This is a genomic window from Streptomyces sp. NPDC002776, assembly GCF_053592195.1.
The window spans coordinates 1-23920 of record NZ_JBSFVG010000027.1; the positions used below are offsets into that span (position 1 = coordinate 1).

The window sequence follows — 23920 nt, forward strand, 5'->3', positions numbered from 1 at the left end:
CTCGCCGCCGCCCTCCACGCCGGTGATCCAGTCCAGCCGGACCGAGCCCCCGGAGCCGGCCATGCCCGCCAGAGCGGCATCCGTCGGCGTCGGGAAGCGCAGCCAGGCCGCGACCGTCACGGCCTGGCGCGCCTGTACGTCGCAGAGGGCGGCGGCGAGCGCGCCGCCGTTGGGCGGGAAGGCGCTCGTCAGCCAGCGGGCGGTCGCCGCGATGAGCGAGGAGAAGTCCGAGAGCACGGGCAGGCCGTCCCAGGTCTACGCGAGGGGACAAGGGGTACCGCACACACGGTAGCTTCCCGCTTTGTCAGTCCATCAGTCCGGCGGCGAGCGTGGCAGCCAGCTCCCAGCACGCTTCGATGTCCTTTTTGGTCGGTTCGCCGGTTACCGTCACGGCCTCGGCGGCGCGCCGCCAGCCGAGCCCGGTGGTGACGGTCTCGATGGAGCGCACCGCGCCGGTGACGTCGTTGCCGCCGTGCACGTAGTAGCCGAAGGGCCGCCCGCGGGTGGCGTCCAGGCACGGGTAGTAGACCTGGTCGAAGAAGTGCTTGAGGGCGCCGGACATGTAGCCGAGGTTGGCCGGGGTGCCGAGCAGGAAGGCGTCGGCGTCCAGGACGTCGGAGGCAGTGGCGGACAGGGCCGCGCGCCGGACGACACGGACGTGCTCGATCTCGGGCGCGGTCGCCCCGGAGACGGCGGCCTCGAGCATCGCCTGGCAGTGCGGCGAGGGCGTGTGGTGCACGATCAGCAGAGTTGCCACCCGACCGACCCTGCCGTGCCGTCACGTACCCCCGCAACTTCGGAGGAGGTACGTCCGGTTATGCACCGGTGCACCTGTCCCGAAGTGGTGCGTTCACCTCACGCGGCCGGTGGTACCCGCACGACTGCGGCCGTAAAAGATACGGCGGTCACATCATGACCGTCCGGGTTTACGCGGCTGTGGTTGCGTGACTACGGTGTCCGGGGTGTCGGCACAAGGGCCACACAGGTAACTCTCCTAAGAGGTGTTTCGCTCTGTCTGGGTTCCGTCGGGATGGGATCGCGCAGCAAACGCTGCCCACGCGCAGCCTCGGACAGGCCCAGGCGCCACCGGACGGTGACGCCTCCGCGCCGACCGGACGGCCCGCTCGGTCGGTCAAGGAGCGGGACGCGTTCTTCGACAACGCCAAGTACCTGGCCATCGTGCTGGTGGCGATGGGGCACGCCTGGGAGCCGCTGCGGGACGACAGCCGGACGGTGACCGCGCTGTACATGGTGGTCTACGCCTTCCACATGCCGGCGTTCATCGTCATCTCCGGTTACTTCTCGCGGAACTTCGACGCGAGCCCGGGCCGTATCAAGCGGCTGGTGACCGGCGTTGCCGTCCCCTATGTCGTGTTCGAGGTGGCCTACACCTTCTTCACCAGGTGGACGGACAACGAGCCGGACCGCGACATCAGCCTGCTGAATCCGCTGTATCTGACGTGGTTCCTCGCCGCGTTGTTCATCTGGCGGCTGACCACGCCGTTCTGGCGGATCGTCCGGTGGCCGCTGCCGCTGGCGCTGGTGGTCGCGATGCTGGCCACGCTGTCGCCGTCCATCGGCAACGACCTCGACCTCCAGCGCGCGTTGCAGTTCCTGCCGTACTTCGTGCTGGGTCTGGTGCTGAAGCCGGAGCACTTCGCGCTGGTGCGCCGCCGCGAGGTGCGAATGCTGGCGGTGCCCGTGTTCCTGTGCGCGGTCGTGGTGGCGTACTGGGCGGTCCCGCGGATGAACTACGCGTGGTTCTTCCACCGCACCAGTGCCGAGGAACTGGCCGCGCCCGCCTGGTACGGGCCGGTGATGACGCTGGTGCTGTTCGCCTGCTCGGCGGTCCTGGTCACGTGCTTCCTGGCGCTGGTGCCCAGGCGCGGCATGTGGTTCACGGCCCTCGGCGCGGGCACGCTGTACGGCTATCTCCTGCACGGTTTCGTGATCCAGGCGGCCAATCACTGGCACTGGTCCCACATCGACGCGGTGCACGAGCCGCTCGGGAAGATCGCCGCGACGCTGGTCGCCGGGGCGGTCGTGACGGCCCTGTGCACGGCGCCGGTGCGGCGGGTGTTCCGGTTCGTGATGGAGCCGAAGATGGACTGGGCGTTCAAGCGTGATCCGGCGGAGGCCGCCCGGTCCCGCTGAGACCGGGCGGCCCGCCGCTCGCCGCGCCGATCAGTGGCGGGTGGCGTCCTTCGCGGCGTCCTTGACCTTCTCCTTGGCCTGGCGGGCGTCGCCCTTGGCCTGTGCCGCCTGGCCTTCGGCCGTCATCCGCTCATTGCCCACCGCGCGGCCTGCCGCTTCCTTGGCCTTGCCCTTGGCCTGCTCCATCTTGGCCTTGTTCTTCTGCTGTCGCGCCATGACGCGTCACCCCACACCGTGCTCGGGAAACTTCTGCTCCGCTACGGGTGAACCGGCACGGGCAACGTAAACCGGGCTACCGCGAAGCGGCCCCCGCGCGCTCGCCGACAGCGGCGACCGCGGCGGACACCTGCTTCTGCAGCGGTTCGCTCAGCGGCTCTCCGCCGACCGTGGCCACCAGGTCGCGGGCCAGGTGATGGAGCTTGGTGTTGGTGTTCTGGGAGGCCATGACCAGGACCTCCCAGGCATCCTCGGCCTTCAAGCCGAAGGTGGCCATCAGGATGCCCCGGGCGAGATCGATGGTGGGGCGGGTCTGCATGGCCCGCCTCAGCTGGACGACCTCGATCCGCAGATCTTGCAGCATGCTCTCGTCCTCGGTCTCGTGGTGCGACGGGGACGGCTCGAAGTCCTCGGCGTCCTCGTCCGCGGGGGCGAACAGCGACAGCATTCCGGTCAGGGTGAGGAGCCGTTCGGCGCTGCGTCCGGCGGAGCGCAGGACGACCGTCTTGCCCTCGCGCAACGCACGGTGCCGTATGCCGAGCATGATGTTGAGCGCGGAGCAGTCGCAGAACGGCACGCCGCTCAGGTCCAGGTCGATGCCGTGGATCGAGCGGGTGAGGGCCTCGCGCAGGGCACCCTCGAACGCCGGGGCGCCGTCGAGGTCCAGCTCGCCTCGGACGACCACCGTCATGCGGTCGCCGTCGGGGCGGAGATGGATCTCCGGCGAGTATGCCGACCGCACCGCCGACACCGCCTCTGCCATGACCGCCTCCCCGGTCATCACTGCCGTCTGTCGCTACCAGCGTCACCGGGAAGCGCTCACACGTCAAGCGATACATGAAATCCAGTTCGTGTTTTTGATTACGTGAATGCCCAACCGTACAATCGCGCCATGGAGGGAGTTCCGGAACCACACGCAGGATGGACGTTCCTGACCAATCACGCTCGGGTCCTGGCCACCATCGCCGACGACCGCAATGCCCGCATCCGCGATATCGCTGTGCGCTGCCGACTCACCGAGCGGGCCGTGCAGAAGATCATCGCCGACCTGGAGCAAGCGGGATATCTCTCGCACACCCGGGAGGGCCGCAGCAACACGTACCGCATCGATCCCAGCATGGTTCTGCGCCATCCGGCGGAGGCGGGCGTGACGGTGGCGTCGCTGCTCTCGCTGCTGGTCCAGGACGAGGCAGACCGTGCCGGGACGCCTCAGTCGGCCTCGACGTCCAGGAGCAGGGAGTAGCGCAGCTTCTCCGTGGCCCGGGCGCCGAGCCGGTCGTAGAACCTGATCGCGTCGGTGTTCCACGAGGGCGTCTGCCACTGGATCCGGTCGAGTCCCCGGGTCCGTGCGTCCGCGACCACGGCGGCCATGAGCATCGGGCCGATGCCCAGGCCGCGGTGGCCGGACCGGAGGAACAGGCAGTCCATGTGGAGGTACTCGTCGCCGTCCCAGGTGGACACCTCGGGGGCGCAGGAGGCGTACCCGACGAGGTCGTCGCCGAGTTCCGCGACGAACACGGACAGGCGCGGCGGATCCGCCTGCCCGAACAGCAGCTTCTCCAGCCGCTGGGGCAGGTCGGCGGGCGGCTCCACCGCCTTTTCGTAGGCGGCGTGTTCGGCCGCGAGGGCGGCGATGCCGGGCAGGTCCGCGGGCCGTGCGTGCCGCACGCGTGCGGAGGCGGTGGCGGTCAACGGACCTCGCCCGCCAGCACATCGGCGCGCCAGGCCGCCAGCCGGGCCTCGATGTCGTCCTCTCCGTCCAGCACGTGACGGCTGAAGGCGTCCCGCTCATGGGCCAGCACGGCGGCCTCCCACACGCAGGGCGCGAGGCCCGTACGGCCGGGCCGCAGCGCGTCGATGTCCCCGGCGGGGCCGGTGAAGACGGCGAGGTCGGACATGTGGCCCTCGATCCAGGTGTGCACGAGGACGTAGTCGCCGTCACCGCCGGCATGCAGCAGGAGCACGGACAGGCCCAGGGAGCCGCGCAGTTGTGCCGCCGCCAGATGACCGGCGGCGATCCGCAGCGCCGCGCGTGCGTCCTGTTCCGTCACCGCGCGTCCGGGCGCCTCGATCGCGTACGCCTTCACGGCGTGCCCGGCGACCTCGTGACTGCCCAGCGGGCGCACGGTGCGGGCGTGGTGGCCCTCGGCCAGGGCGAGCAACTCGGCCGCGTGGCCAGGGATCAGCTTTACATCGGTGTCCGTCACCACATCATCATGCCTTGCCTCTGGTCCCACCAGAAGTGGCCCGGTCAGTGGGGGTGCGGCCTCGGTTACTCTGTGCCGCCGGGCCGGTGAGGGGAGAGCGAAGTGGTGGGGCGTCGAGCGGTGTGTGCTGCGGTGCTGGCCGTGCTGGTGGCGGGTTGTTCGTCGGGGGCGGGGGACAACGGCTCGCGGCCGTCGGACGGTTCGTCCGCGACCCGGGCGGCGGCAGCCGCCGTGCGCAGCGGGGGCTCCGTCGGAGGTGCGGGTTCGCCCTGCGCGTTGCCGGTCACGTTCGACATCGCCGAGGAGTGGACGGCGGAGGCCGTCGGCGACGACGACGAGGTGTCGCAGGAGATCGCCGACGCGGTGCTGCGGCAGGGGCCGGTCGCCCTGGTCTGCGAGGTCGACGCCAAACCGGCGGGCAGCATCGGCTTCCTGCGGGCGTGGACCGGCGAACCCGGCGACGACGACGCCCGTACCGTCCTGGAGGCCTTCGTGGCCGCCCAGAGCGGGGTGAGCAAGGAGAAGTACGGCACCTTCACCGCGGGCGGTCTCGCCGGTGCGGAAGTGACGTACCGGTACAGCGACGAGTTCCTGGAGGAAAGCAAGGAGGAGAGGGCCCTTGCCGTCACCACCGCCCAGGGGCCGGTCGTCCTGCACCTCGGCGGGCTGGACACCGAGGAGCACCGGGCGATGCTGCCCGCTTACGAGCTGGCCAGGAAGACCCTGCGGCCGGGCCGGGCCGAGTAGGTCCCGCCCTGATGACCGGAACCGGTCTGCGCTCGACATCCCCGAGTGGTCCAGACCTCCGGCAGTGGCCCGGGCGGACCCGGTCGGCCCGCCGGAGTGCCGTGCAGGCCCCCGGCCAGCACTCGAGCCACTTCCCACCCCGGCAGCACCACTCCTCCAGCCACCCCCGGGGCGTCATAATCCGCTCGTTCGCGACCAGTTGGACACCTGCGCTTTTCCGTCATGTTTCGCAAGGCGACCGCTGAAGCTACACAGAGGCACCACCATGTGACGCGACGGATGCGTCGGCGACCGGCTACTGAGGGGGGCACGGCGTCGCGCAAGGGGGTGCGTCCGCTCCGTGCGAGCAGCACTCACCCCTGCCCGGGGAGGGGACAAAGCCGCATGAAGCGGATCTTATGCACCACCGTGGCGACGGTGGGCGCGCTCATCGCCGCGCTCGGCCCGCCGGCCGGAGCGGCCCACGCCGACAGCGCGCCCCGCGTCGATCTGCGGGTGCTGGTCGTCAGCGACGGCGGTCCGTCGACGGACGCGATCGCCGCCGAACTGGAGGTGTCGGGGACGCCGTACACCGAGATCGACCTGACCCGGGCGGACCGCCCGGTCATCGACGCGGACTTGCTCGCCGACACCGTCGACGGGCGGCCGCGGGCCAAGTTCCAGGCGGTCGTGCTGCCCAGCGACAACCCGTTCGCGGCCGGCTCCGCCGAGATGGCGGCGCTGGCCGCCTATGAGCGGACGTACCGCATTCCCCAGGTCGACGCCTACACCTACGCGCGTCCGGAGGCCGGTCTCCAGTACCCGGTCGAGGGCGGCTACGCCGGGAGCCTGGACGGGGTACGGGCGCAGGTCACGGACGCCGGGCGCGCTGGGCCCTTCGGCTATCTCGACGGCGCGGTACCCTTCGAGGACAACTCCCCCACCGTCGGGGAGAGTTACGCCTATCTCGCCACGCCCGTCGCGGGCGCCGACTTCACTCCGTACGTCGACGCGGCCATCCCCGGCACCTCCCGGCGCGGCTCCCTGGTGGGTGAGTACCGGCACGACGGGCGGCGCGAGCTCGTCGTCACCTTCGTCTACAACCAGCACCAGCAGCAGTTCCGGCTGCTGGCCCGCGGGATCGTGGAGTGGATGACGGGCGGGGTACACCTGGGCGCGTCGAAGCACTACTTCGCCGTGCACGTGGACGACGTGTTCGCCGCCGACGACCGCTGGAACACGGAGCTGAACTGCACGCCCGGGGACGTCGACTGTCCCGAAGGGGCGGGCACCCCCGATCCGATCCGGATGACCCCCGCGGACGTCACCCACGCCACCGACTGGCAGGACGGCCACGGCTTCACCCTGGACCTGGCCTACAACGGCGCCGGCAGCGTCGAGCACCGTGAGGACAACGGCGGCGCCGATCCGCTCACCGACCGGTTCCTCGCCGACCGCGCCCGGTTCCGCTGGATCAACCACACCTACACGCATGCCTTCCTCGGCTGCGAGCAGGACACCACGGTCGTGCCCTGGCGGTGCGCCACGGAGGCCGACGGCACCGTCCGCTGGGTCGGCCGCACCACCGTCGCCGACGAGATCGCCACCAACCGGGTCTGGGGCACCGGCGCCGGACTGCCCCTGGAGAACGGCGAGTTGGTGACCGGCGAGCACTCGGGGACGCGAGTGCTGCCGCAGCAGACCGCCGACAACCCCCACCTCGCGCCCGCCCTCGCCGACACCGGCGTCGCCTGGCTCGCCTCGGACAACTCCCGTGAGCCGCAGCAGCGGCAGGTCGGCCCGGCCGCCACCGTGCCCCGCCACCCGATGAACGTCTTCTACAACGCGGGCCGGACCACCGAGCAGGTCGACGAGTACAACTGGATCTACACCAGCCGCGCCCAGGGCGGCAGCGGCATGTGCGAGGACGATCCGGCGACGTCCACCTGCCTCACCGAGCCGCTGGACACGGCCACCGGTTACGCGCGGTACATCGTGCCGCTGGAGACCCGGACGGCCCTCGGCCATGTCCTCGCGGGCGACCCGCGACCGCACTTCATCCACCAGTCCAACCTCGCCGAGGACCGCATCGCCTATCCGGTGCTCAGCGGCGTACTCGACGGCTACGAGGCGCTGTTCGCCGCCGACACCCCCGTCCTGAACCCGCGGATGAAGGAGGTCGGCGTCGAACTCCAGCGCCGCGCCGCCTGGCGGGCCGCGCTCGGCGACGGCCGGGTGACCGCCTACCGCATCGGCGAGACGGTGACCGTCGAGGCACCGGACGGGGTCGCGGTCACCGCGACCCTGCCCACCGGCACCACCCTGGCCGGCGCCGCCTTCGGCGAGCCCTACGCAAGCGGGCGCTCCGGCTGGACGCCCTCCACGGGCACCGCCCTCACCCTCGCCCTGCCGGTGCCCGCCGCCACCCCGGCCGGCACCGGCGCCCCGGCACCGGTCACGGACCCGGCGCCCGGCACCGAGGTCCCGGCGGGGGTCAGGGAGCAGGTCCCGTACGCCCCGGCGACCTGACGGCGTACCGATCGAAGGTCCCGGCCGCCCGTCCGCGGCCGGGGCCGGCACGACCACCCCACACTTCGGCCGTGGAGCACACCGATGCACGATCCCCGCGGCGCGCGACGCTCGGACGCGACGCGCGTCACCCTGCTCACCGAGGGCACCTACCCGCACAGCCACGGAGGCGTGAGCGTCTGGTGCGACCAGCTCGTCACCGGCATGCCCGACCTGGACTTCGACGTCATCGCCGTCACCGGCACCGGTCACGAACCCCTGGTGTGGGAGCTGCCCGCCCACGTGTCCCAGCTCTGGTCGGTCCCGATGTGGGGCGCCCCGCCGCAGGGCGACCCGCCCCGCGGACGCGCCCGCCGCCGCCTCGCCGCCGCCTACGAGCGGTTCCTCACCGCGCTCGTCGACCCCTGCGCCGAGGACGGCTTCGCACCGGCGCTGTACACGATGGCGCGGGCCGCCGCGGACGGCACGCTCAGCCCTTTCCTCCGCGGTGACCGGGCGGTTGCCGTGCTGGCCTCCGTGTGGAACCGGCCCGGCCTCGTCGTACGGGAGGCCCGGCCCTCCCTGCAGGACGCGCTCACCGCCACCGCGCTGCTGGAGCACGCGCTGCGCCCGCTGACCGCTCCGGTGCCGAGCGGCGGGGTCACCCACGCGGTGAGCGGAGGCGTCGCCGTGCTGCCCGGACTGGCCGCGCTGGAACGTTACGGCGTGCCGCTGCTGCTGACCGAGCACGGCGTCTATCTGCGCGAGCGCTACCTCGGCTACCGCACCGCCCCCTACCGCTGGCCGGTGAAGGCGGTCGTGCTGGGCTTCTTCCGGCTGCTGGCGGAGGAGGCCTACCGCCGGGCGGCCCTGATCACACCGGGCAACCGCTACAACCGGCTGTGGGAGGAGCAGGGCGGTGCGGCGCCGGAGTCGATCCGGACCGTCTACAACGGCGTGGACCCGGCGGCCTTCCCGCCCGCCGGGCCTGAACCGGAAGGGCTCACCCTCAGCTGGGCGGGCCGCGTGGACCCGATCAAGGACCTGGAGACCCTCATCCGGGCCTTCTCCCTCGTACGCGCCCAACTGCCCGCCGCCCGGCTGCGGTTGTTCGGCGGTACGCCCCGTGGTGGCGAGGCGTACCGGGAGCGGTGCGAGGCGCTGGCCGCCGAGTTGGGGCACGCGGACGCGGTCACCTTCGAGGGGCGCGTCGACGACATCAAGGACGCCTACGCAGCGGGGACCGTGGTGATGCTGTCCAGCATCAGCGAGGGCTTCCCGTTCACGCTGATCGAGGCGATGTCGTGCGGCCGGGCGACCGTCTCCACCGATGTGGGCGGGGTGCGGGAGGCCGTCGGCGACACCGGGCTCGTGGTACCGCCGCGGGACCCGGCGGCGATGGCCGCCGCCGCGCTGGAGCTGCTGCGCGCCCCGCAGCGACGGGCGGCGATGGGAGAGGCGGCGCGGCTGCGGGTGATCGAGCAGTTCACCCTGCGCCGCACCATCGACACCTTCCGCGCCATCTACCAGGAACTGCCCGATGCGGGACGGGCTTTGACGCCCGCCCCGGAACCGGTACGGAGCCTGGCGCTGTGAGCGGGCCCATGGCACTCGAACCGGGCGGCACGGAGCAGGACACCCTCGCGCTGCGCCTGGCCGCCGACACCACGCTCGCACTGCGCCTCCCGGACCGCGGGACGCGGCGCGGCGAGGTCGACGGGCTGGCGGCCGAGCTCGCCGACCGCATCGGGCCCGCGGTCCATCCGTACGAGGTGGCCGCGCTGCTGGAGTCGGAGGGCCTGACCGCCGCGGTGGTGAAGGAGCGGTACGGGCATCCGGACATCTTCTCGCTCGCCTCGGCCCTGTACGAGCGGGTCCCCCGGGTCTTCCCCGAGCCCGCGCCGACGTCCGACCCCTGGCGCCCGGACCATGTGCGCTGCCTGCTGCGCGGGGTGCTCTTCGCGCTGCCGGGGCTCGCTTATCTGCTCGCCGCCCCTCTGTGGCACGCCACCGCTCACGCCTACGCGCTGATCGTGGCCGGGCTGGTCTCCTGGGCGTGGGGACAGGCCCTGGGCCACCGGGCCCATCTGCGCCGGGCGACCGGCCGTCGGGAGGCGGGCCGCACGCTGCTCCTGGGCGCCCCGCTGGGCGCGCTCGGGGCGACGGCCTGCGCCGCGGTGCCCGCGCAGGGCGGACCGGTGACCCTGGTGGCGGCCGCGCAGTCGGCCTATCTGGCCGCGGCGGGCGTGCTGCTGGTCCTCGGCGCGGAGTGGCTGCTGCTGGCCGCGCTCTCCCCGCTGGTCGCCGGGTCCGCGGTGCTGCCCTGGTGGGAGCCGGGCCCGGAGCTGCGCGCCGGGCTGCCCCTGCTGGCGCTGCTCGCCACGCTCGCCGTCACCGCGCACACCCTGCGCACCGCCCTCGCCACGCCACCCGGCCCCGCCACTCCCCCGCCGCCGGCGCACCGGTCCCTGCCCTACGGCCTGTTCGGCCTCGCCGCCGCGATCCTGGTGCTGTCGGCGGGACGGCAGCACCCGTACGCGGTGATCGCGCTGACCGTCTCCATGGGTCCCGCCGAGTGGCTGCTGTACCGCTACCGGGGACTGTCCGTCGGCGCGCTGCGGGCCGCCGCGACCCCGGCCGCGTTCCAGTGGCGCTCGGCCGGTGTCCTCGGCCTGTGCCTGCTCGCCTACCTCCTGCCCCTGGCGCCCGCCGCCCTGCTCACCGGCAGCGATCCGGCGGCGCTGCTGCCGCTCGCGGCCGCCTTGTGGACGGCGCTGCTGCTCCAGGCGTTCGGCATCGCCTGGCCGCCCGCGGTGATCTGCCTGACCGCGGCGGCCTGCGCCGGCGCCGCGCCCCCGCAGCACCTCCCCCTGGCCTACGGCTCGGCCGCCCTGTGTCTCACGGTCTGCGTGCTGTGGACGCTCGGCCGACCCGCCCCGCATGTCTGAACCCACCGCGGCTCGCCGCAACCCACCGGAAGGACCCACGAGTTGACCTCCGCACCGCTCGCCGCCGTCACCGGAGCCGAAGGCTTCATCGGCTCCCACCTCACCGAGGCGCTCGTCGCCACCGGCCACCGGGTCAGGGCGATGGCCCAGTACAACTCCTTCTCCTCCTACGGCTGGCTGGAGACCCTGCCGCCGGACGTCCTGGACCACGTCGAGATCGTCCTCGGCGACGTCCGCGACCCCGGCTCCGTGCGCGGCCTGCTGGAGGGCGCCGACTGCGCCTACCACCTGGCCGCGCTCATCGCGATCCCGTACTCCTACCAGGCGCCGCACAGTTACGTGGACACGAACGTGACCGGCACCCTCAACGTGCTGGAGGCCGTCCGCACCCTGGGCACACCCCGGCTGGTGCACACCTCCACCAGCGAGACCTACGGCACCGCGCGGACCGTGCCGATCACCGAGGACCACCCGATCAACACCCAGTCGCCGTACGCCGCTTCGAAGGCGGGCGGGGACCGGCTCGCCGACAGCTACCACGCGAGTTTCAGCACCCCCGTGGTGACCCTGCGCCCGTTCAACACCTTCGGCCCCCGGCAGTCGATGCGGGCGGTGATTCCCACCGTGATCGGTCAAGTGGCCGCCGGAGAACGGACGATCACCCTCGGCGATCTGCGACCCACCCGCGACTTCACCTACGTCAAGGACACCGCCCAGGCGTTCCTCACGGTGGGCACCGCGCCCGCCGGGCAGGTGGTGGGGCGCACCTTCAACGCCGGTACGGGCGGCGAGATCTCGGTCGGTGACCTGGTCGCGCTGATCGGCAAGGTGATGGACACCGCCCTCGACGTCCGCGAGGACACCGAGCGGCTGCGGCCCGCCGCCTCGGAGGTGATGCGGCTGGTGGCGGACGCGTCCCGGCTCGCCGCGGCGACCGGCTGGGAGCCCGCGCACACCTTGGAGGAAGGCCTCGCCCGCACCGTGGAGTTCTTCCGCGACCCCGCCAACCTGGCCCGCTACAAGACCGGCATCTACAACATCTGACACCCTCCACCACGACGTTCCATGAAGGAGCAGTCACCATGCACGCAGTGATCCTGGCAGGTGGCAAGGGCGTCCGGCTGCTGCCCTACACCACGGCCCTGCCCAAGCCGCTCGTCCCCATCGGCGACCAGCACGCCATCCTGGAGATCGTGCTGCGCCAGCTGTCGGCCTCCGGCTTCACCCACTGCACCCTCGCCATCGGCCACCTCGGGGAGATCATCCGCGCCTATGTCGGCGACGGCACCCAGTGGGGCATGCAGGTCACCTACGCCACCGAGGAAAGCCCCCTCGGCACGATGGGCCCGCTGCTGACGCTGCGCGACCAACTGCCGGAGACCTTCCTGGTGATGAACGGCGACATCCTCACCGACCTCGACTACGCCGACGTACTGCACCGGCACCGGGACTCGGGGGCGCCGCTGACCATCGCCACCTACGCCCGCAAGGTGCTCATCGACTTCGGGGTGCTGACCACCGACGCCAGCAAGGTGGTCGCCTTCACCGAGAAGCCGAGCATGGACTACCGCGTCTCCATGGGCGTCTACGGCCTGTCCCGCGACACGCTCGACGCCTACACCCCGGGGCTGCCGCTCGGCTTCGACGAGCTCGTCCTGGATCTGCTGGCCGCGGGCCGGCCCCCGCACGCCTACGAGTTCGAGGGGTACTGGCTGGACATCGGCCGCCCCGACGACTACGACCGGGCGAACGCGGAGTTCACCAGCCGCAAGTCGCTTCTGCTCAAGGGAGCCTGAGCACCCCATGCGCATCCTCGTCCTGGGCTTCACCGGCTATCTGGGCGGCCATGTCGCCGAGCGACTGCGGGCCCTGCCGGGCACGCGGGTGCTCGGCGGCGGCCGCTCGTCCGACGCCGACCATCACATCGACCTCGCCTCGGCCGACCCCGAACGGCTGGCGAAGACCCTCGCCTCGGCGGCTCCCGACGCCGTGGTCAACTGCGCGGGCGCCGTCGCCGGCGACACCCTCACCCTCGCCGAGGTCAACACCCGGGGACCGGCCGTCCTGTGCGCGGCGCTGCGGGCGGCGGCCCCGGCCGCGCGTCTGGTCCATCTGGGCTCGGCCGCCGAGTACGGCCCCGGCGCCCCCGGCTCCCGGGTCACGGAGTCGGCCCCGACCAGCCCGGTCGGCCCCTACGGCGCGACCAAGCTCGCGGGCACCGCCGCGGTGACCGCCTCGGGGCTGGACGCGGTGGTCCTCCGGGTGGGCAACCCGGTGGGGCCCGGGGCGCCGCCGGCCGGTCTGCCCGGCCGGGTCGCCGCCCTGCTGCGCGAACCGGGCCCGGTGCTGAGGCTCGGCGACCTGTCGGCCCACCGCGACTTCGTCGACGTACGCGATGTGGCCCGGGCCGTGGCGCTCGCGGTGACCGCGGAGGGGCCCCTGCCTGGCGTGCTCAACATCGGCGGCGGAACGGCGGTCCCGGTCCGCGACCTCGTGCACGGACTGGCCGGACTGGCGGACTTCCGCGGCCGCGTCGAGGAGTCCGCGCCCAGCTCGGCCCGCTCGGCACAGGTGTCCTGGCAGTGCTCGGACATCACCGCCGCGCACCGGGTGCTCGGCTGGCGGCCGGTCCACTCGCTGGCGGATTCCCTGGGCGCCCTGTGGGAGAGCGGACGAACACCGTGAGCCTGCTCATTCCGCTGTACGTCCATCCGGCCGAGGATCCGGGCGCCTGGCACCGGCTGATCTCGGGCGCCGCCCACACCTACGCGGTGATCCTCAACCCGGCCAGCGGACCGGGCCGGGAGCCCGATCCGGCGTTCACGGCGGCGGCCGACGCGCTGCGCACCGCGGGCGCCCGGCTGCTCGGGTACGCGGACACGGCGTACGGGCGCCGCGACCCCGCCGACGTCGTCGACGACATGCGCCGGCACCGGGAGTGGTACGCGGCCGACGGCTGCTTCCTGGACCGGGTGCCGGCGGAGCGGGCCGGGCTGTCCGACTGCCGGAAGCTGGTGCGCTCGGTGCGGCGGGCGGGCGCCGGGACCGTGGTGCTCAATCCGGGCGTCCATCCGGCGCCCGGCTACACTCGCCTCGCCGATCTGACGGTCACCTTCGAGGGCCACTGGTCGACGTACGTCTCGGCCTTCACCCGCCCGGCCTGGACCACACGGCAGCCCGCCGAACGGTTCTGCCATCTGGTGTACGGGGTGCCGCAGGCGCTGGTGCCGTTGGCCGTGCGGACCGCGCACGAGCGTGGGGCGGCGGTGTCGGGCCCCGTGACGGGTGAACAGCCCAATCCCTGGGCGGGGTTGACGCCCGCGCTGTCGGGGGCGGCGGGGTGAGGCGGGCGGCCTGGGCCGTGGTGCTCGTGACGCTGGCGGCGCTCACCGGGTGCTCGGGGGCGGACGAGGACCGCGCCGGGGCGCCCCGGTGGCAGCCACGGCCCGGGCTGGCCTGGCAGTGGCAGCTCGACGGCCCCGTGGACCCGTCGGTCGACGTGCCGGTCTACGACATCGACGGCTTCGAGAACTCCGCGGCCGACGTGGCCCGGCTGCACCGCGACGGGCGCAAGGTCATCTGCTACGTCAACGTCGGCGCCTGGGAGGACTTCCGCCCCGACCGGGCGGACTTCCCCGCCTCGGTGCTCGGCCGCCCCAACGGCTGGAAGGGCGAGCGCTGGCTGGACATCCGTCGGGTGTCCGTGCTCCGGCCCCTCATGGAGCGCCGCTTCGACATGTGCCGCGACAAGGGCTTCGACGCCGTCGAGCCCGATCTGATGGAGGGGTACGGCAACGACACCGGGTTCCCGCTCACCGCGCGCGATCAGCTCCGGTACAACCGCCTGATCGCGGACCTCGCCCACCGGCGCGGCCTGTCCGTCGGGCTCAAGAACGACCTTCCCCAAATCCCCGCACTGGTGCGGCACTTCGACTTCGCGGTCAACGAGGAGTGCGCCCAGTACGACGAGTGCGGGGAGCTGACGCCGTTCATCGCGGCGGGCAAGGCCGTCTTCCATGTGGAGTACTCCGAACCGGCCGCCGCCTTCTGCCCCGACTCGCGCCGGCTGGAGCTGTCGTCGATGCGGAAGAAGCCGGAACTAGGGGTGTGGCGGGCGCCGTGCTGAGGCGGGCGGCCCTCCGTAGGGTGAGCGCATGACCGAGGTGATCGTCCATGTGGTGCAGCTGCTGGTGTCGCCCGTCCACCGGCTCGCAGGGCGCCCCGCGGACGGCGCCGGGCCTGAACCGGCCGGGGAACTCGTCCGGCGGGCGGAGGTCCGCGAGGGGCTCGGACTGGTCGGCGACCGGTACTACGGGCAGCGGGCCCACCGGAACGCCTCGGTGACCCTGATGGCCGAGGAGAACCTGCCGGCCGGCACCGACCTGCGGCACACCCGCCGCAACGTCCTGCTGCGGGGCGTCGACATCGACTCCCTCGCCGGCTCGGTCATCAGCCTCGACTGCGGTACGGGCCCGGTGACCTTCGCCCTGAAGCGCCCCGCCCGGCCGTGCGCCTGGATGGACGTCACGATCGGCCCGGGGGCCCAGCGGGCGCTGCGCGGCAAGGGCGGGGTGCGGGGCACTCCGCTGTCGGACGGTGTGCTGGAGGTCGGGGAGGCGGTCTTGCGGGTGCTGGACGAGTAGCCCGGCGCGGAGGTGCCGCGCCGGGCTCGTGGTGCCGTCCGTCAGGACGCCGTGCAGGGACCCAGCACGGGCGCGGCGTTGCTGCCGTTCTTCATGACGGTGAAGCCGAAGCTCGTCGAGGTCCCGGCGGCGAGAGCGCCGTTGCCGTTCGGGCGCATCGTCATGACGTTGCCGGAACTGTCCCAGGTGGGCGAGCCGTTCCAGGTGGTGGCGATCTTCTGCGGTGAGGTGACCGTGACGGTGGTGCTCCAGCCGGTGATCGCGGAGCTGCCCGCGGTGACGGTCACCCTGCCGTTGAAGCGGTCGCTCCACTCCTCCTGCTTGCTGTACGTCACGGAGCAGGACGCGCTGCCCCCGCCGCCACCGCCGCCCGATCCGGATCCGCCGAGCGCGGTCAGTACGGCCGTGTAGGCGGGCTTCTTGTTGTAGTTGCCGTCGAACAGCAGGGGTGTTCCGGAGGCGCGCCAGGAGTACTTGTCGGTGACGCCCCAGACGGTGATGCCGGTGCAGCGGGTGACCGCGAGACAGGCCCTCACGACGTTGCCGTAGCTGGTGGCCTGGGCGGTGCCGGAGCCCTCGATGTCGAGCTCGGTGATCTGCACGTCGACGCCGAGGTCGGCGAAGCGCTGCAGGTTCGCCTGGTAGTCGGACGGCACGGGCGAGGCGCTGTTGAAGTGGGACTGGAAGCCGACGCAGTCGATCGGCACACCGCGGGCCTTGAAGTCGCGGACCATGTTGTAGACGGCATTGCTCTTCGCGTTGACGCCGTCGGTGTTGTAGTCGTTGTAGCAGAGCTTGGCGGCCGGGTCGGCCGCGCGGGCGGTGCGGAACGCCTCCTCGATGAAGCCGTTGCCGAGCTTGTCCTGGAAGGGCGAGCTGCGCCGGGCTCCGCTGGAGCCGTCCTGGAAGGCCTCGTTGACGACGTCCCAGGAGTGGATCTTGCCCTTCCAGTGGGTCATCACCTGGGTGATGTGGTTGTTCATCGCCGTTCTGAGGTCGCCGGCCCCCAATGAGCCGACCCAGCCGGGGAGTTGGGAGTGCCAGACCAGGGTGTGGCCGCGGACCTTCATGCCCCGGTTCAGGGCGTGGTTGACGATCTGGTCGGCGGAGCCGTAGCTGAAGGAGCCGCGGCTGGGCTCCAGGGCGTCCCACTTCATCTCGTTCTCGGGCGTCACCGAGTTGAACTCGGTGTTGAGCGTGGACACGTACGGGGCTTCGCCGAGGCGGTTCGCGGCGACGGCGGTGCCGAAGTAGCGGCCCTTCTCGGCCGCCGCGGCGCCGAGGGTGCTCGCGGCGTGCGCCGGGCCCGACAGGGCGGTGAGGCCGGCGGTGGCCAGCAGGCCCGCGAGGCCGAGGACCAGGGCGGTGCGAGCGGTGCGTTCGGGGGCCTTGCGGATGGACGTGCGGGTAACCATCTCGTCCCCTTCTTCCGGTGACTGGACGCCGGAACCGCGCGCCGAAAGTTTCGGTCACGGTTCCGAATGGCGCGGCAGACCATACGGGTGCCCTGATGCACCGTCAACGGGTTGCGTAGCGATGCTTTGCAGTTGGCTCAAGAAGAGCAGCTAGGGCACCCGTCACATCCAGCCCTCGAAAGTTTCGAGGATTCAGGAAGGTGTTTCGGTGCCGGTGTAGAAGGCGATCGTCGCCCGGGTGGTGGACTCGACGGTCTCCGCGTCCGCCCCGGAGTCGGTGTACGCGGCGCCCCACAGCTCGCCCGAGCGCGTCATGCACGCCTTGCCCTCGTCGGACATCGCCCACTCCTGCGCCTGCTCCGGGCTGAGCCCGCCGCCCGTGAGGTGCAGGCCGAGCCCGAGAAGGACCATGTCCCAGCCGACGCCGGTCGCGCCGGGCCCGTACTGCCCCCAGAACTCCTCCGGGACGACCGCCACGTGCTCGAGCTCCAACAGGGTGCGCTCCTCGCCCTCCGGGGTGAGGCGCAGCAGGACCTCGCTGAAGCCCGGGTCGGGGCCGAACAGCCAGCTCACCCGGAGCAGGTTCGGCTCGTCGCACTGGAGGATCTCGCCGCCGGCCTGACCTTCCAGCTGATAGCGTCCGCCGACCTGGAACTCGCCGCTGACCGGCAGGAACCAGCGCGCGATGCGCTCGGGAGAGGTCACCGCGTCCCACACGTCGGCGACCTCGGCGTCGTAGGAGCGCCGCAGCACCACCGTACGAGCCTCGCCCGCCTCGACTCGCCGGGTGCCCACCTCGCGGTGCAGCCGGTTGATCTCGTCGACGATCTCAGTCATCCCTGTTCACTTCCTCTTGCTGCCTGCGCTCGCGCTTGCCGCGCGCGAGCTCCGTACCGAGCGCGTCGAGCCGCTGCTCCCAGAACCCCCGGAACCGTTCCAGCCAGTCGTCCACCTGGCGCAGGGGCGCGGCGTCCACGGCGTACAGCCGCCGGGTGCCCTCCGCCCGCACGGAGGCGAAGCCGTTCTCCCGCAGCACTCTGAGGTGCTGGGAGACGGCCGGCTGCGAGATCCCGAATTCCTCCTGGATGGCGGCGCCTATCTCACCCGACGCCCGCTCACCCGTGGCGAGCAGTTCCAATATCCGGCGTCTGACCGGGTCCCCGAGAACATCGAAGGCGTGCACGGCACCGACTATGCCACCCGCAGCTTATATAAGGCAACTCTTAAATAAGGCCGCCGGAGCACGCGAAAGCCCGGACATCGCGTGCGGGGCGATGTCCGGGCCGGTGTGCGGGGCGCGTGGGTCAGCTGTCGCCGAGGCGGGCGCGCAGGAGCTTCTTGCCCAGTTCCGCGCCCTTGCGGCTGTCGGCCTGCGCCTTGCGGAACAGGTCCGCGACCTCGGTGTCCTTCTCGCGCTCCGCGTCCTGGATGTACGACTCCAGACGCAGCGCGTTGCTCAGGCACGCCTCGACGTACCAGACCAGGTTGTAGTCCTTGTCCTGCGTACCGGTCACACCGCCGGTCTCGGCACTGCTGGCCATGGGGAGCTCCTTCCTCGTCGGTACGGGGCTCGGTGGGCCCCGTCTGTCGTTGCGCGCCGAGTACCCGCACCGACCGCGGCCAGTCAGCCGATCCGCACCTTTCGCATAGATCCCGCACCCCGGCCGCCGTCGGCGTCAACTCGCTTGTTCCATGCGGCAATTCAGACAGTTGGCACAGAAGCGAACAGAGAGCAGGCGGATTCGGAGCGAAGTACGCATCGACCGTGCGAGAGCGGTCGATGACGGTGTGTACTGTGCTGCGAGCGCCTCGTCAGGGGTTCTCGCACCCACCCCTGCCCACTTCTCTGGATACCGATTCGATGATCGAACTACCGGACCTGGCCGCCGGCGGTCTGGCCGTCGGCACACTGTCCGCGCTCGCTCTCAGCGGCGGTCTGCTCCGGTCGCGGCGGCAACGGGCCGTGCAGCGCGACGAGATCGCCGCCCTGCGCGCCCATCTCGACGGCGTGGTGCAGACGTTCGCCGCCGAGATCGAGCATCTGGCGGCCAAGCGCATCCCGGCCGCCGCCCGCCGTCTGTCCCATCCTCATGTCACGGTACCGGGTCCCCTCCAGCTCCGGGCTGCCGGATCCTCCCTCGGCGTCGCCATGGAGAACGTGCTGGACCAGCTGCGCGTCGAGCTGACCGCCCAGCACCTGCGCGTCGACGCCACCGCACAGGCCGGGATGCGCGGGGCGACCCGGGAGATCCAGGCCGCCCTGTACCGCCTCCAGGACGCCCTGCGGGGTCTGCAACAGCAGTACGACGACCCCGAGTTGACACAGACGCTGTTCGAACTGGACCACGAGAACGAGCAGTCGCTGCGACGCGCCCAGGTCGCCGCCGTGGTGTGCGGGGCCTGGGTGGGGCTGGCCCGCGAGGAATCCCACGTGGTGGACGCGGTGACCGGCGGCCAGGCCCGGCTCGCGGGCTACCACCGGGTCCGGGTCAACAACCACCTCGAACCCGGCACCGCCCTGGTCTCGCACGCCGTCGAACCGGTCGCGATCATCGTCGCCGAGCTGCTGGACAACGCCCTGCGGCACTCCGCGCCGGACACCGACGTGGTGGTCAACCTGGAACACGTCCACCACGGCGTCTGCGTCACCGTCGACGACGCCGGCCTCGGCATGACCCAGGACGAACGCGCCCGCGCCCAGCGGATGGTGGCCGGCACCGAGCCGATCCTCCTCACCGACCTCGGCGATCCCCCGCGCATGGGCCTCGCCGCGATCGGCCAGCTGACCCGGCAGTTCGACCTGAGCGTGGACCTCTCCTCGCCCTCCCCCTACGGCGGAGTCCGGGGCGTCCTGCGCGTCGACAGCCACCTGCTGACCCGGATCGACCCCGACGCACGGCCCCCGGCCGCCAGCGCCCCGCGCCCGACGCGCCGGACCCAGGAGGACGAGCCGGCGCGCGGCACCTCGCACGACTACGTGCCCGAGCCGGAGACCCACGGCCCGCGGCCCACCGCCGAAGGGCTGCCCCAGCGCCGCCGCCGCACCAGGGCGACCACCGACCGGCCGGCCGTGGCCGAACAGCGGCCGACCGCACGGCGTCCCGAGGAGGCGGCCGCCGCGCTCGGCGGGCTCCAGGCCGCCACCGCCGCCGCGCGCTCCGAGACCGCCGAGCACGACACCGAACGCGACGACCACGAAGGGGGCACGGCCCGATGACCGGCCGCGACACAGGAGACACCGCGTGGGTTCTGGATCCGATTCTCGAGGTGCCGCATGTCGTGGCCGCCGTCCTGCTCACCCGGGACGGGCTCGTCAAAGGCTGGACGGACGCGCTCTCCCAGCCGTCGGCCGAGCGGGTGGCCGCCATCACCAGCACCGTGCAGGGGGCCTGCCGTACCGCCGCGGCCGCGTTCGCGGACCGGGAGGGGGCCGAGGTGCGGCAGGTGGTCATCGAATCGGACCACGGCTATGTGCTGATCGTGCCGACCGACCACGGCACCTGCGTCGCCGCCTACGGTGACGGCGAGACGCGCCTGGATCTGCTCGCCCACCGGGTGCACTCCCAGGTGGCACGGCTCGGCGAGAAGGCGATGGCCGCCGCGCCCCGAGGCACCGACGGCGGCGCGCCGGCATGACAGCACGCCCGGGCGGCCGACCGCTGGTCCCGGCGTATCTCTCGACCGGCGGCGTGGCCCGGCCCAGCCGCCCCCAGCTGGAGCGGCTCTCGGTGCTCACCGGCAGCGGTGAGCCCGCGCCGGCCGGCCTGCCCGCCGCCGAACTCGCCCTGCTCGAAGCCCTGGACGGCGGATCCCTGACGGTGGTGGAGGCAGCGGCGCACCTGCGCCTGCCGGTCTCCGCCGTGCGGGTCCTGGCCGGCGCGCTCCTGGACCGCGAGCTGGTCCTCGCCCGCGCCCCCGTCCCGCCCGCCGAGCGCTTCGACCCCGACCTGCTGAAGAGAGTGGCCGATGGCCTTCGCGCCCTCAAGCACGACTAGCGGCATCCACCTGCCGGACACCGCCCGCGACCTGGTGAAGATCCTGGTCACGGGCCCTTTCGGGGTGGGCAAGACCACACTGATCGACTCCGTCTCCGAGATCCGGCCGCTGCACACCGAGGAGCGGCTCAGCGAGGCGTCCGCCCCGGTGGACGATCTGGCGGGGGTACGGGAGAAGTCGACGACCACCGTCGCCATCGACTTCGGCCGGATCAGCCTCGACCACGGCATCGTGCTCTACCTCTTCGGCACGCCCGGCCAGGAGCGGTTCCGCGCCCTGTGGGACGACATCGCCTACGGGGCGCTCGGCGCGCTGGTGCTGGTCGACAGCCGCCGGATCGACGCCTCCTTCGACGTCCTCGGCCTGGTCGAGGAGAGCGGGCTGCCGTACGCCGTCGCCTTCAACGCCTTCCCGGACGCGCCGAACCACTACACCGAGGCGCAGTTGCGCGCCGCGCTGGACCTGGAGGCGGGCACGCCGATGGTGACCTGCGACGCGCGCGACCCCAACTCCTCCATCGACGCCCTGCTCGCCCTGGTCCAGCATCTGATCGACCGCCACCCTCCGGAGAACCGGTGACCACCTACCCCGCCGCCCAGCAGACCTTCTCCCGCTCCGCGCCCGTGCGGCTGTGGGAGGACGGCTTCGCGCTCGACCCCTATCGCTACTACGAGGACCTGCGGGCCCAGGGCCCGGTCGGCTGGGCCGAGTTGGCGCCGGGCGTACCGGCGTACGTCGTCACCGACCGGCGAGCGGCCCTGGACCTGCTGCACGACACGGAGACGTTCTCGCACGACCCGCGGCCGTGGGAGGCGACGGTCGCCGACGACTCGCCGGTGCTCGGCATGATGCGCTGGCGGCCCAACACCCTGTTCGCCGACGGCGCTGATCACGTCCGCTACCGCACCACGCTGATCGACACCTTCGACCGGATCGAGCCGCACGACCTGCGCGCCCGGGTGCACCGCGCGGTGCGGCTGCTGGTCGGCCGGATCGGGCCGCGCGGCCACGCGGACCTGGTCGGTGACTTCGCCCGGCCGCTGATGGCGCTGGTGTTCAACAACCTCTTCGGACTGCCCGACAGCGCGAGCGACCGGCTCAACGCGGCGCTGGGCAAGATGATGGAGGGCGGTTCCGAAGCCGCCGAGGGCGAGGCGGAGTTCGGCGGCTACGTGCTGGAGCTGATCGCCGCCAAGGCCGAGCGGCGCGGCGAGGACCTGCCGAGCTGGCTGCTGGACCACCCCGCCGGGCTCACCCCGGAGGAGGTCACCTGGCAGGTGTTCCTCACCCTCGGCGCCGGACACGAACCGACGGCGAACCTGGTCTCCAACGCCCTCTCCCGCATCCTCGGCAACCCCTCCTACTACTCCACCCTCACCAGCGGCGCCCGCCCGGTGATGGACGCCGTGGTGGAGGTGCTGCACCACGAGACACCGCTGGCGAACTACGGCATCCACTACGCCCGCCGGCCGCTGACCTTCCACGGCGCGTGGATCAGGGCCGCGGTCCCCGTCGTCATCTCCTACGGGGCACTCGCGCACGCCGCCGAGCAGAGCACCGGCGGCCACCGGCACCCGGGGGACGCCTCACACCTGTCCTGGTCGGCGGGGCCGCACGCCTGCCCGGTCAAGCAGCACACGCTGCTGATCGCGACGGAGGCGATCGAGCGGCTCACGCAGTGGCTGCCCGACCTCGAACCGGTCCTGCCGCGCGAGCGGCTGACCTGGCGGCCGGGCCCCTTCCACCGTTCGCTGACCTCCCTGCCCGTGCGGTTCAGCCCTCGCTCCCCCGATCTGCCTGGAGGCCCGTCGTGACCGTCACCGACCGCACCGAACGCTTCGCCCTCGACCCGTTCGGCTCCGACATCGCCGCCGAGTCCGCCCGGTTGCGCGCCCTCGGCCCGGTCGTGCCCGTCGAGCTGCCCGGCGGGATCCCGGCCTGGGCGCCCACCGGCTACGACACCCTCAAGCAGCTGATCCTCGACCCCAGGGTCAGCAAGGACCCCCGCAAACACTGGACGTTGTGGCCCGAGATCTCCGAACACCCCTCCTGGGGCTGGATCCTCGGCTGGGTCGGCGTGGTCAACATGCTCTCCACCTACGGCCCCGACCACGCCCGGCTGCGCAAGCTGGTCGCCCCCAGCTTCACCCAGCGCCGCACCCAGGCCATGCGCGCCCGGGTCGAGGCGATCACCACGGAGCTGCTCGACCAGGTGGCCGCTGCCGACGCCGAGCCGGTGGACATCAAGGCGGCGTTCGCCCATCCCCTCCCGCTGCGGATCATCTGCGAACTGTTCGGCGTGCCGGACGAGTTGGTGCCCGACACCACCCGGCTGATCGCGGCCATCATGGACACCTCGGACCCCTCCCCCGAGCACGCCGCGTCCGTGCAGCGGCAGATCGGCACGGTGCTGCCCGCCCTGATCGCCCACCGCAGCGAGCACCCCGGGGACGATCTGACGACCGAGCTGATCCGGGTCCGCGACGAGGACGGCGACCGGCTCAGCGACGAGGAGCTGCTGTACACGCTGCTGCTGGTGATCGGCGCCGGGTTCGAGACGACGGTAAACCTCATCGGCAACGCCGTCGTCGCCCTGCTGCGCCGCCCCGAGCAGCTGGCGGCGGTGCGGGCTGGGCAGATCGGCTGGGACGCCGTCGTCGACGAGACCCTGCGGGTCCACCCGTCCATCGCCTCGCTGCCGCTGCGGTTCGCGGTCACCGACGTGGAGGTCGCGGGCGTCACGATCCCGGCCGGGGACGCCATCATCACGACGTACGCCGCCGCGGGCCTGGATCCGGCGCACTACGGCCCGGACGCGGACACCTTCGACGCGGCACGCGGCGCCGACGACCATCTGGCGTTCGGCATCGGCGTGCACCGCTGCATCGGCGCTCCCCTGGCCCGGGTGGAGGCACTCACCGCCCTGCCGGCCCTGTTCGACCGGTTCCCCGGCCTGCGGCTCGCGGTCGACGCGGACGACCTGCGTCAGGTGCCGTCGTTCATCGCCTTCGGCTGGCGGGAGATTCCGGTACTGCTGGGCGAGTGACCCGGAGACAGCCGCGCGAGGGCCGACCGGTCCCCCGTTCCGGTCGCGCCCCCCGCGGCTC

General features: G+C 72.3%; 27 protein-coding genes and 1 pseudogene. 18 read left to right on the top strand and 10 right to left on the bottom strand.

The window, feature by feature from the left end:
• Both ACWD11_RS32920 and ACWD11_RS32925 read right to left on the bottom strand, forming a co-directional pair.
• A pseudogene (locus ACWD11_RS32920) lies at positions 1 to 237 on the bottom strand (hypothetical protein); the annotation flags it as partial.
• A 67-nt stretch (positions 238 to 304) separates the two neighbouring features.
• Positions 305 to 757, bottom strand: coding sequence for a flavodoxin family protein (locus tag ACWD11_RS32925; RefSeq protein ID WP_389420329.1), 453 nt, complete (start codon positions 755 to 757; stop codon positions 305 to 307).
• 254 nt (positions 758 to 1011) lie between these two features.
• Between ACWD11_RS32925 and ACWD11_RS32930 the strand changes: the two genes are divergently transcribed.
• The gene (locus tag ACWD11_RS32930; protein ID WP_451287564.1) at positions 1012 to 2154 is read left to right on the top strand and encodes an acyltransferase family protein; all 1143 of its coding nucleotides are present in this window, start codon (positions 1012 to 1014) and stop codon (positions 2152 to 2154) included.
• Positions 2155 to 2184: 30 nt separating this feature from the next.
• Here ACWD11_RS32930 and ACWD11_RS32935 read toward each other — a convergent pair whose 3' ends face one another.
• Together ACWD11_RS32935 and ACWD11_RS32940 are read right to left on the bottom strand one after the other, a co-directional pair.
• Positions 2185 to 2370 carry a CsbD family protein gene (locus tag ACWD11_RS32935; protein ID WP_389420328.1) on the bottom strand — a complete coding sequence of 62 codons (186 nt, stop codon included), beginning with the start codon at positions 2368 to 2370 and terminating at the stop codon, positions 2185 to 2187.
• Between the two features lie 76 nt (positions 2371 to 2446).
• Complete coding sequence (locus ACWD11_RS32940) at positions 2447 to 3133, bottom strand: ANTAR domain-containing protein (RefSeq protein ID WP_389420327.1); 687 nt, start codon at positions 3131 to 3133, stop codon at positions 2447 to 2449.
• A gap of 129 nt (positions 3134 to 3262) precedes the next feature.
• Here ACWD11_RS32940 and ACWD11_RS32945 point away from each other — a divergent pair, with 129 nt between their 5' ends.
• Positions 3263 to 3613 (top strand): MarR family transcriptional regulator, encoded by a 351-nt coding sequence (locus ACWD11_RS32945; protein ID WP_389420326.1) that lies wholly within the window; start codon positions 3263 to 3265, stop codon positions 3611 to 3613.
• Here ACWD11_RS32945 and ACWD11_RS32950 read toward each other — a convergent pair.
• Together ACWD11_RS32950 and ACWD11_RS32955 are read right to left on the bottom strand one after the other, a co-directional pair.
• Positions 3580 to 4062, bottom strand: a complete 483-nt coding sequence (locus tag ACWD11_RS32950) for an N-acetyltransferase family protein (RefSeq protein WP_451287496.1) — start codon at positions 4060 to 4062, stop codon at positions 3580 to 3582. The two genes, ACWD11_RS32945 and ACWD11_RS32950, sit on opposite strands and share 34 nt — an antisense overlap.
• Positions 4059 to 4577: a hypothetical protein gene (locus ACWD11_RS32955; protein WP_389420324.1), complete on the bottom strand. Its 519-nt coding sequence runs from the start codon at positions 4575 to 4577 to the stop codon at positions 4059 to 4061. The genes ACWD11_RS32950 and ACWD11_RS32955 overlap by 4 nt, the downstream gene beginning before the upstream one ends.
• Before the next feature lie 102 nt (positions 4578 to 4679).
• On the opposite strand from ACWD11_RS32955, the gene ACWD11_RS32960 reads away from it, so the two are divergent.
• The 10 genes from ACWD11_RS32960 (at position 4680) to ACWD11_RS33005 (ending at position 15402) form a co-directional block, all read left to right on the top strand.
• The gene (locus ACWD11_RS32960; protein WP_389420323.1) at positions 4680 to 5324 is read left to right on the top strand and encodes a lipoprotein; all 645 of its coding nucleotides are present in this window, start codon (positions 4680 to 4682) and stop codon (positions 5322 to 5324) included.
• Positions 5325 to 5708: 384 nt separating this feature from the next.
• Entirely contained in the window at positions 5709 to 7832 is a 2124-nt protein-coding gene (locus ACWD11_RS32965) for a hypothetical protein (protein WP_451287499.1), read from the top strand.
• Positions 7833 to 7916: 84 nt separating this feature from the next.
• Entirely contained in the window at positions 7917 to 9407 is a 1491-nt protein-coding gene (gene pelF / locus ACWD11_RS32970; RefSeq protein ID WP_451287501.1) for a GT4 family glycosyltransferase PelF, read from the top strand.
• Complete coding sequence (locus ACWD11_RS32975; protein WP_389420320.1) at positions 9404 to 10759, top strand: hypothetical protein; 1356 nt, start codon at positions 9404 to 9406, stop codon at positions 10757 to 10759. The genes pelF and ACWD11_RS32975 overlap by 4 nt, the downstream gene beginning before the upstream one ends.
• 42 nt (positions 10760 to 10801) lie before the next feature.
• On the top strand, positions 10802 to 11803 hold the full coding sequence (locus ACWD11_RS32980) for a GDP-mannose 4,6-dehydratase (protein WP_451287503.1): 1002 nt from the start codon (positions 10802 to 10804) through the stop codon (positions 11801 to 11803).
• Between the two features lie 38 nt (positions 11804 to 11841).
• On the top strand, positions 11842 to 12555 hold the full coding sequence (locus ACWD11_RS32985; RefSeq protein ID WP_451287505.1) for a nucleotidyltransferase family protein: 714 nt from the start codon (positions 11842 to 11844) through the stop codon (positions 12553 to 12555).
• Positions 12556 to 12562: 7 nt separating this feature from the next.
• Positions 12563 to 13444, top strand: a complete 882-nt coding sequence (locus tag ACWD11_RS32990) for an NAD-dependent epimerase/dehydratase family protein (protein WP_451287507.1) — start codon at positions 12563 to 12565, stop codon at positions 13442 to 13444.
• Positions 13441 to 14103: a spherulation-specific family 4 protein gene (locus ACWD11_RS32995; protein WP_451287509.1), complete on the top strand. Its 663-nt coding sequence runs from the start codon at positions 13441 to 13443 to the stop codon at positions 14101 to 14103. Before ACWD11_RS32990 ends, ACWD11_RS32995 begins: the two co-directional genes overlap by 4 nt.
• Positions 14100 to 14885: an endo alpha-1,4 polygalactosaminidase gene (locus ACWD11_RS33000; protein ID WP_451287511.1), complete on the top strand. Its 786-nt coding sequence runs from the start codon at positions 14100 to 14102 to the stop codon at positions 14883 to 14885. The genes ACWD11_RS32995 and ACWD11_RS33000 overlap by 4 nt, the downstream gene beginning before the upstream one ends.
• 28 nt (positions 14886 to 14913) lie before the next feature.
• Positions 14914 to 15402, top strand: coding sequence for a molybdenum cofactor biosysynthesis protein (locus tag ACWD11_RS33005; protein ID WP_389420314.1), 489 nt, complete (start codon positions 14914 to 14916; stop codon positions 15400 to 15402).
• A gap of 41 nt (positions 15403 to 15443) precedes the next feature.
• On the opposite strand, the gene ACWD11_RS33010 is transcribed toward ACWD11_RS33005, so the two are convergent.
• From ACWD11_RS33010 to ACWD11_RS33025, 4 genes are all read right to left on the bottom strand, one after another.
• Entirely contained in the window at positions 15444 to 16817 is a 1374-nt protein-coding gene (locus ACWD11_RS33010) for an endo-1,4-beta-xylanase (RefSeq protein WP_451287513.1), read from the bottom strand.
• Positions 16818 to 17009: 192 nt separating this feature from the next.
• Positions 17010 to 17654 carry an SRPBCC family protein gene (locus tag ACWD11_RS33015; RefSeq protein WP_389420312.1) on the bottom strand — a complete coding sequence of 215 codons (645 nt, stop codon included), beginning with the start codon at positions 17652 to 17654 and terminating at the stop codon, positions 17010 to 17012.
• Positions 17647 to 18000, bottom strand: coding sequence for an ArsR/SmtB family transcription factor (locus ACWD11_RS33020; RefSeq protein ID WP_389420311.1), 354 nt, complete (start codon positions 17998 to 18000; stop codon positions 17647 to 17649). Before ACWD11_RS33020 ends, ACWD11_RS33015 begins: the two co-directional genes overlap by 8 nt.
• 121 nt (positions 18001 to 18121) lie before the next feature.
• Complete coding sequence (locus ACWD11_RS33025) at positions 18122 to 18358, bottom strand: hypothetical protein (RefSeq protein WP_389420310.1); 237 nt, start codon at positions 18356 to 18358, stop codon at positions 18122 to 18124.
• A gap of 320 nt (positions 18359 to 18678) precedes the next feature.
• On the opposite strand from ACWD11_RS33025, the gene ACWD11_RS33030 reads away from it, so the two are divergent.
• From ACWD11_RS33030 to ACWD11_RS33055, 6 genes are read left to right on the top strand one after another with little or no spacing between them, the layout of a single operon-like run.
• Positions 18679 to 20034 carry an ATP-binding protein gene (locus ACWD11_RS33030; protein WP_451287516.1) on the top strand — a complete coding sequence of 452 codons (1356 nt, stop codon included), beginning with the start codon at positions 18679 to 18681 and terminating at the stop codon, positions 20032 to 20034.
• Positions 20031 to 20453 carry a roadblock/LC7 domain-containing protein gene (locus tag ACWD11_RS33035; protein WP_389420308.1) on the top strand — a complete coding sequence of 141 codons (423 nt, stop codon included), beginning with the start codon at positions 20031 to 20033 and terminating at the stop codon, positions 20451 to 20453. The genes ACWD11_RS33030 and ACWD11_RS33035 overlap by 4 nt, the downstream gene beginning before the upstream one ends.
• Complete coding sequence (locus tag ACWD11_RS33040) at positions 20450 to 20812, top strand: DUF742 domain-containing protein (protein ID WP_250076951.1); 363 nt, start codon at positions 20450 to 20452, stop codon at positions 20810 to 20812. Before ACWD11_RS33035 ends, ACWD11_RS33040 begins: the two co-directional genes overlap by 4 nt.
• Positions 20784 to 21392 (top strand): GTP-binding protein, encoded by a 609-nt coding sequence (locus ACWD11_RS33045; protein WP_351985524.1) that lies wholly within the window; start codon positions 20784 to 20786, stop codon positions 21390 to 21392. Before ACWD11_RS33040 ends, ACWD11_RS33045 begins: the two co-directional genes overlap by 29 nt.
• Positions 21389 to 22627, top strand: a complete 1239-nt coding sequence (locus ACWD11_RS33050; RefSeq protein ID WP_389420307.1) for a cytochrome P450 family protein — start codon at positions 21389 to 21391, stop codon at positions 22625 to 22627. Before ACWD11_RS33045 ends, ACWD11_RS33050 begins: the two co-directional genes overlap by 4 nt.
• On the top strand, positions 22624 to 23859 hold the full coding sequence (locus tag ACWD11_RS33055; RefSeq protein ID WP_389420306.1) for a cytochrome P450 family protein: 1236 nt from the start codon (positions 22624 to 22626) through the stop codon (positions 23857 to 23859). Before ACWD11_RS33050 ends, ACWD11_RS33055 begins: the two co-directional genes overlap by 4 nt.
• Positions 23860 to 23920 lie beyond the last annotated feature (61 nt).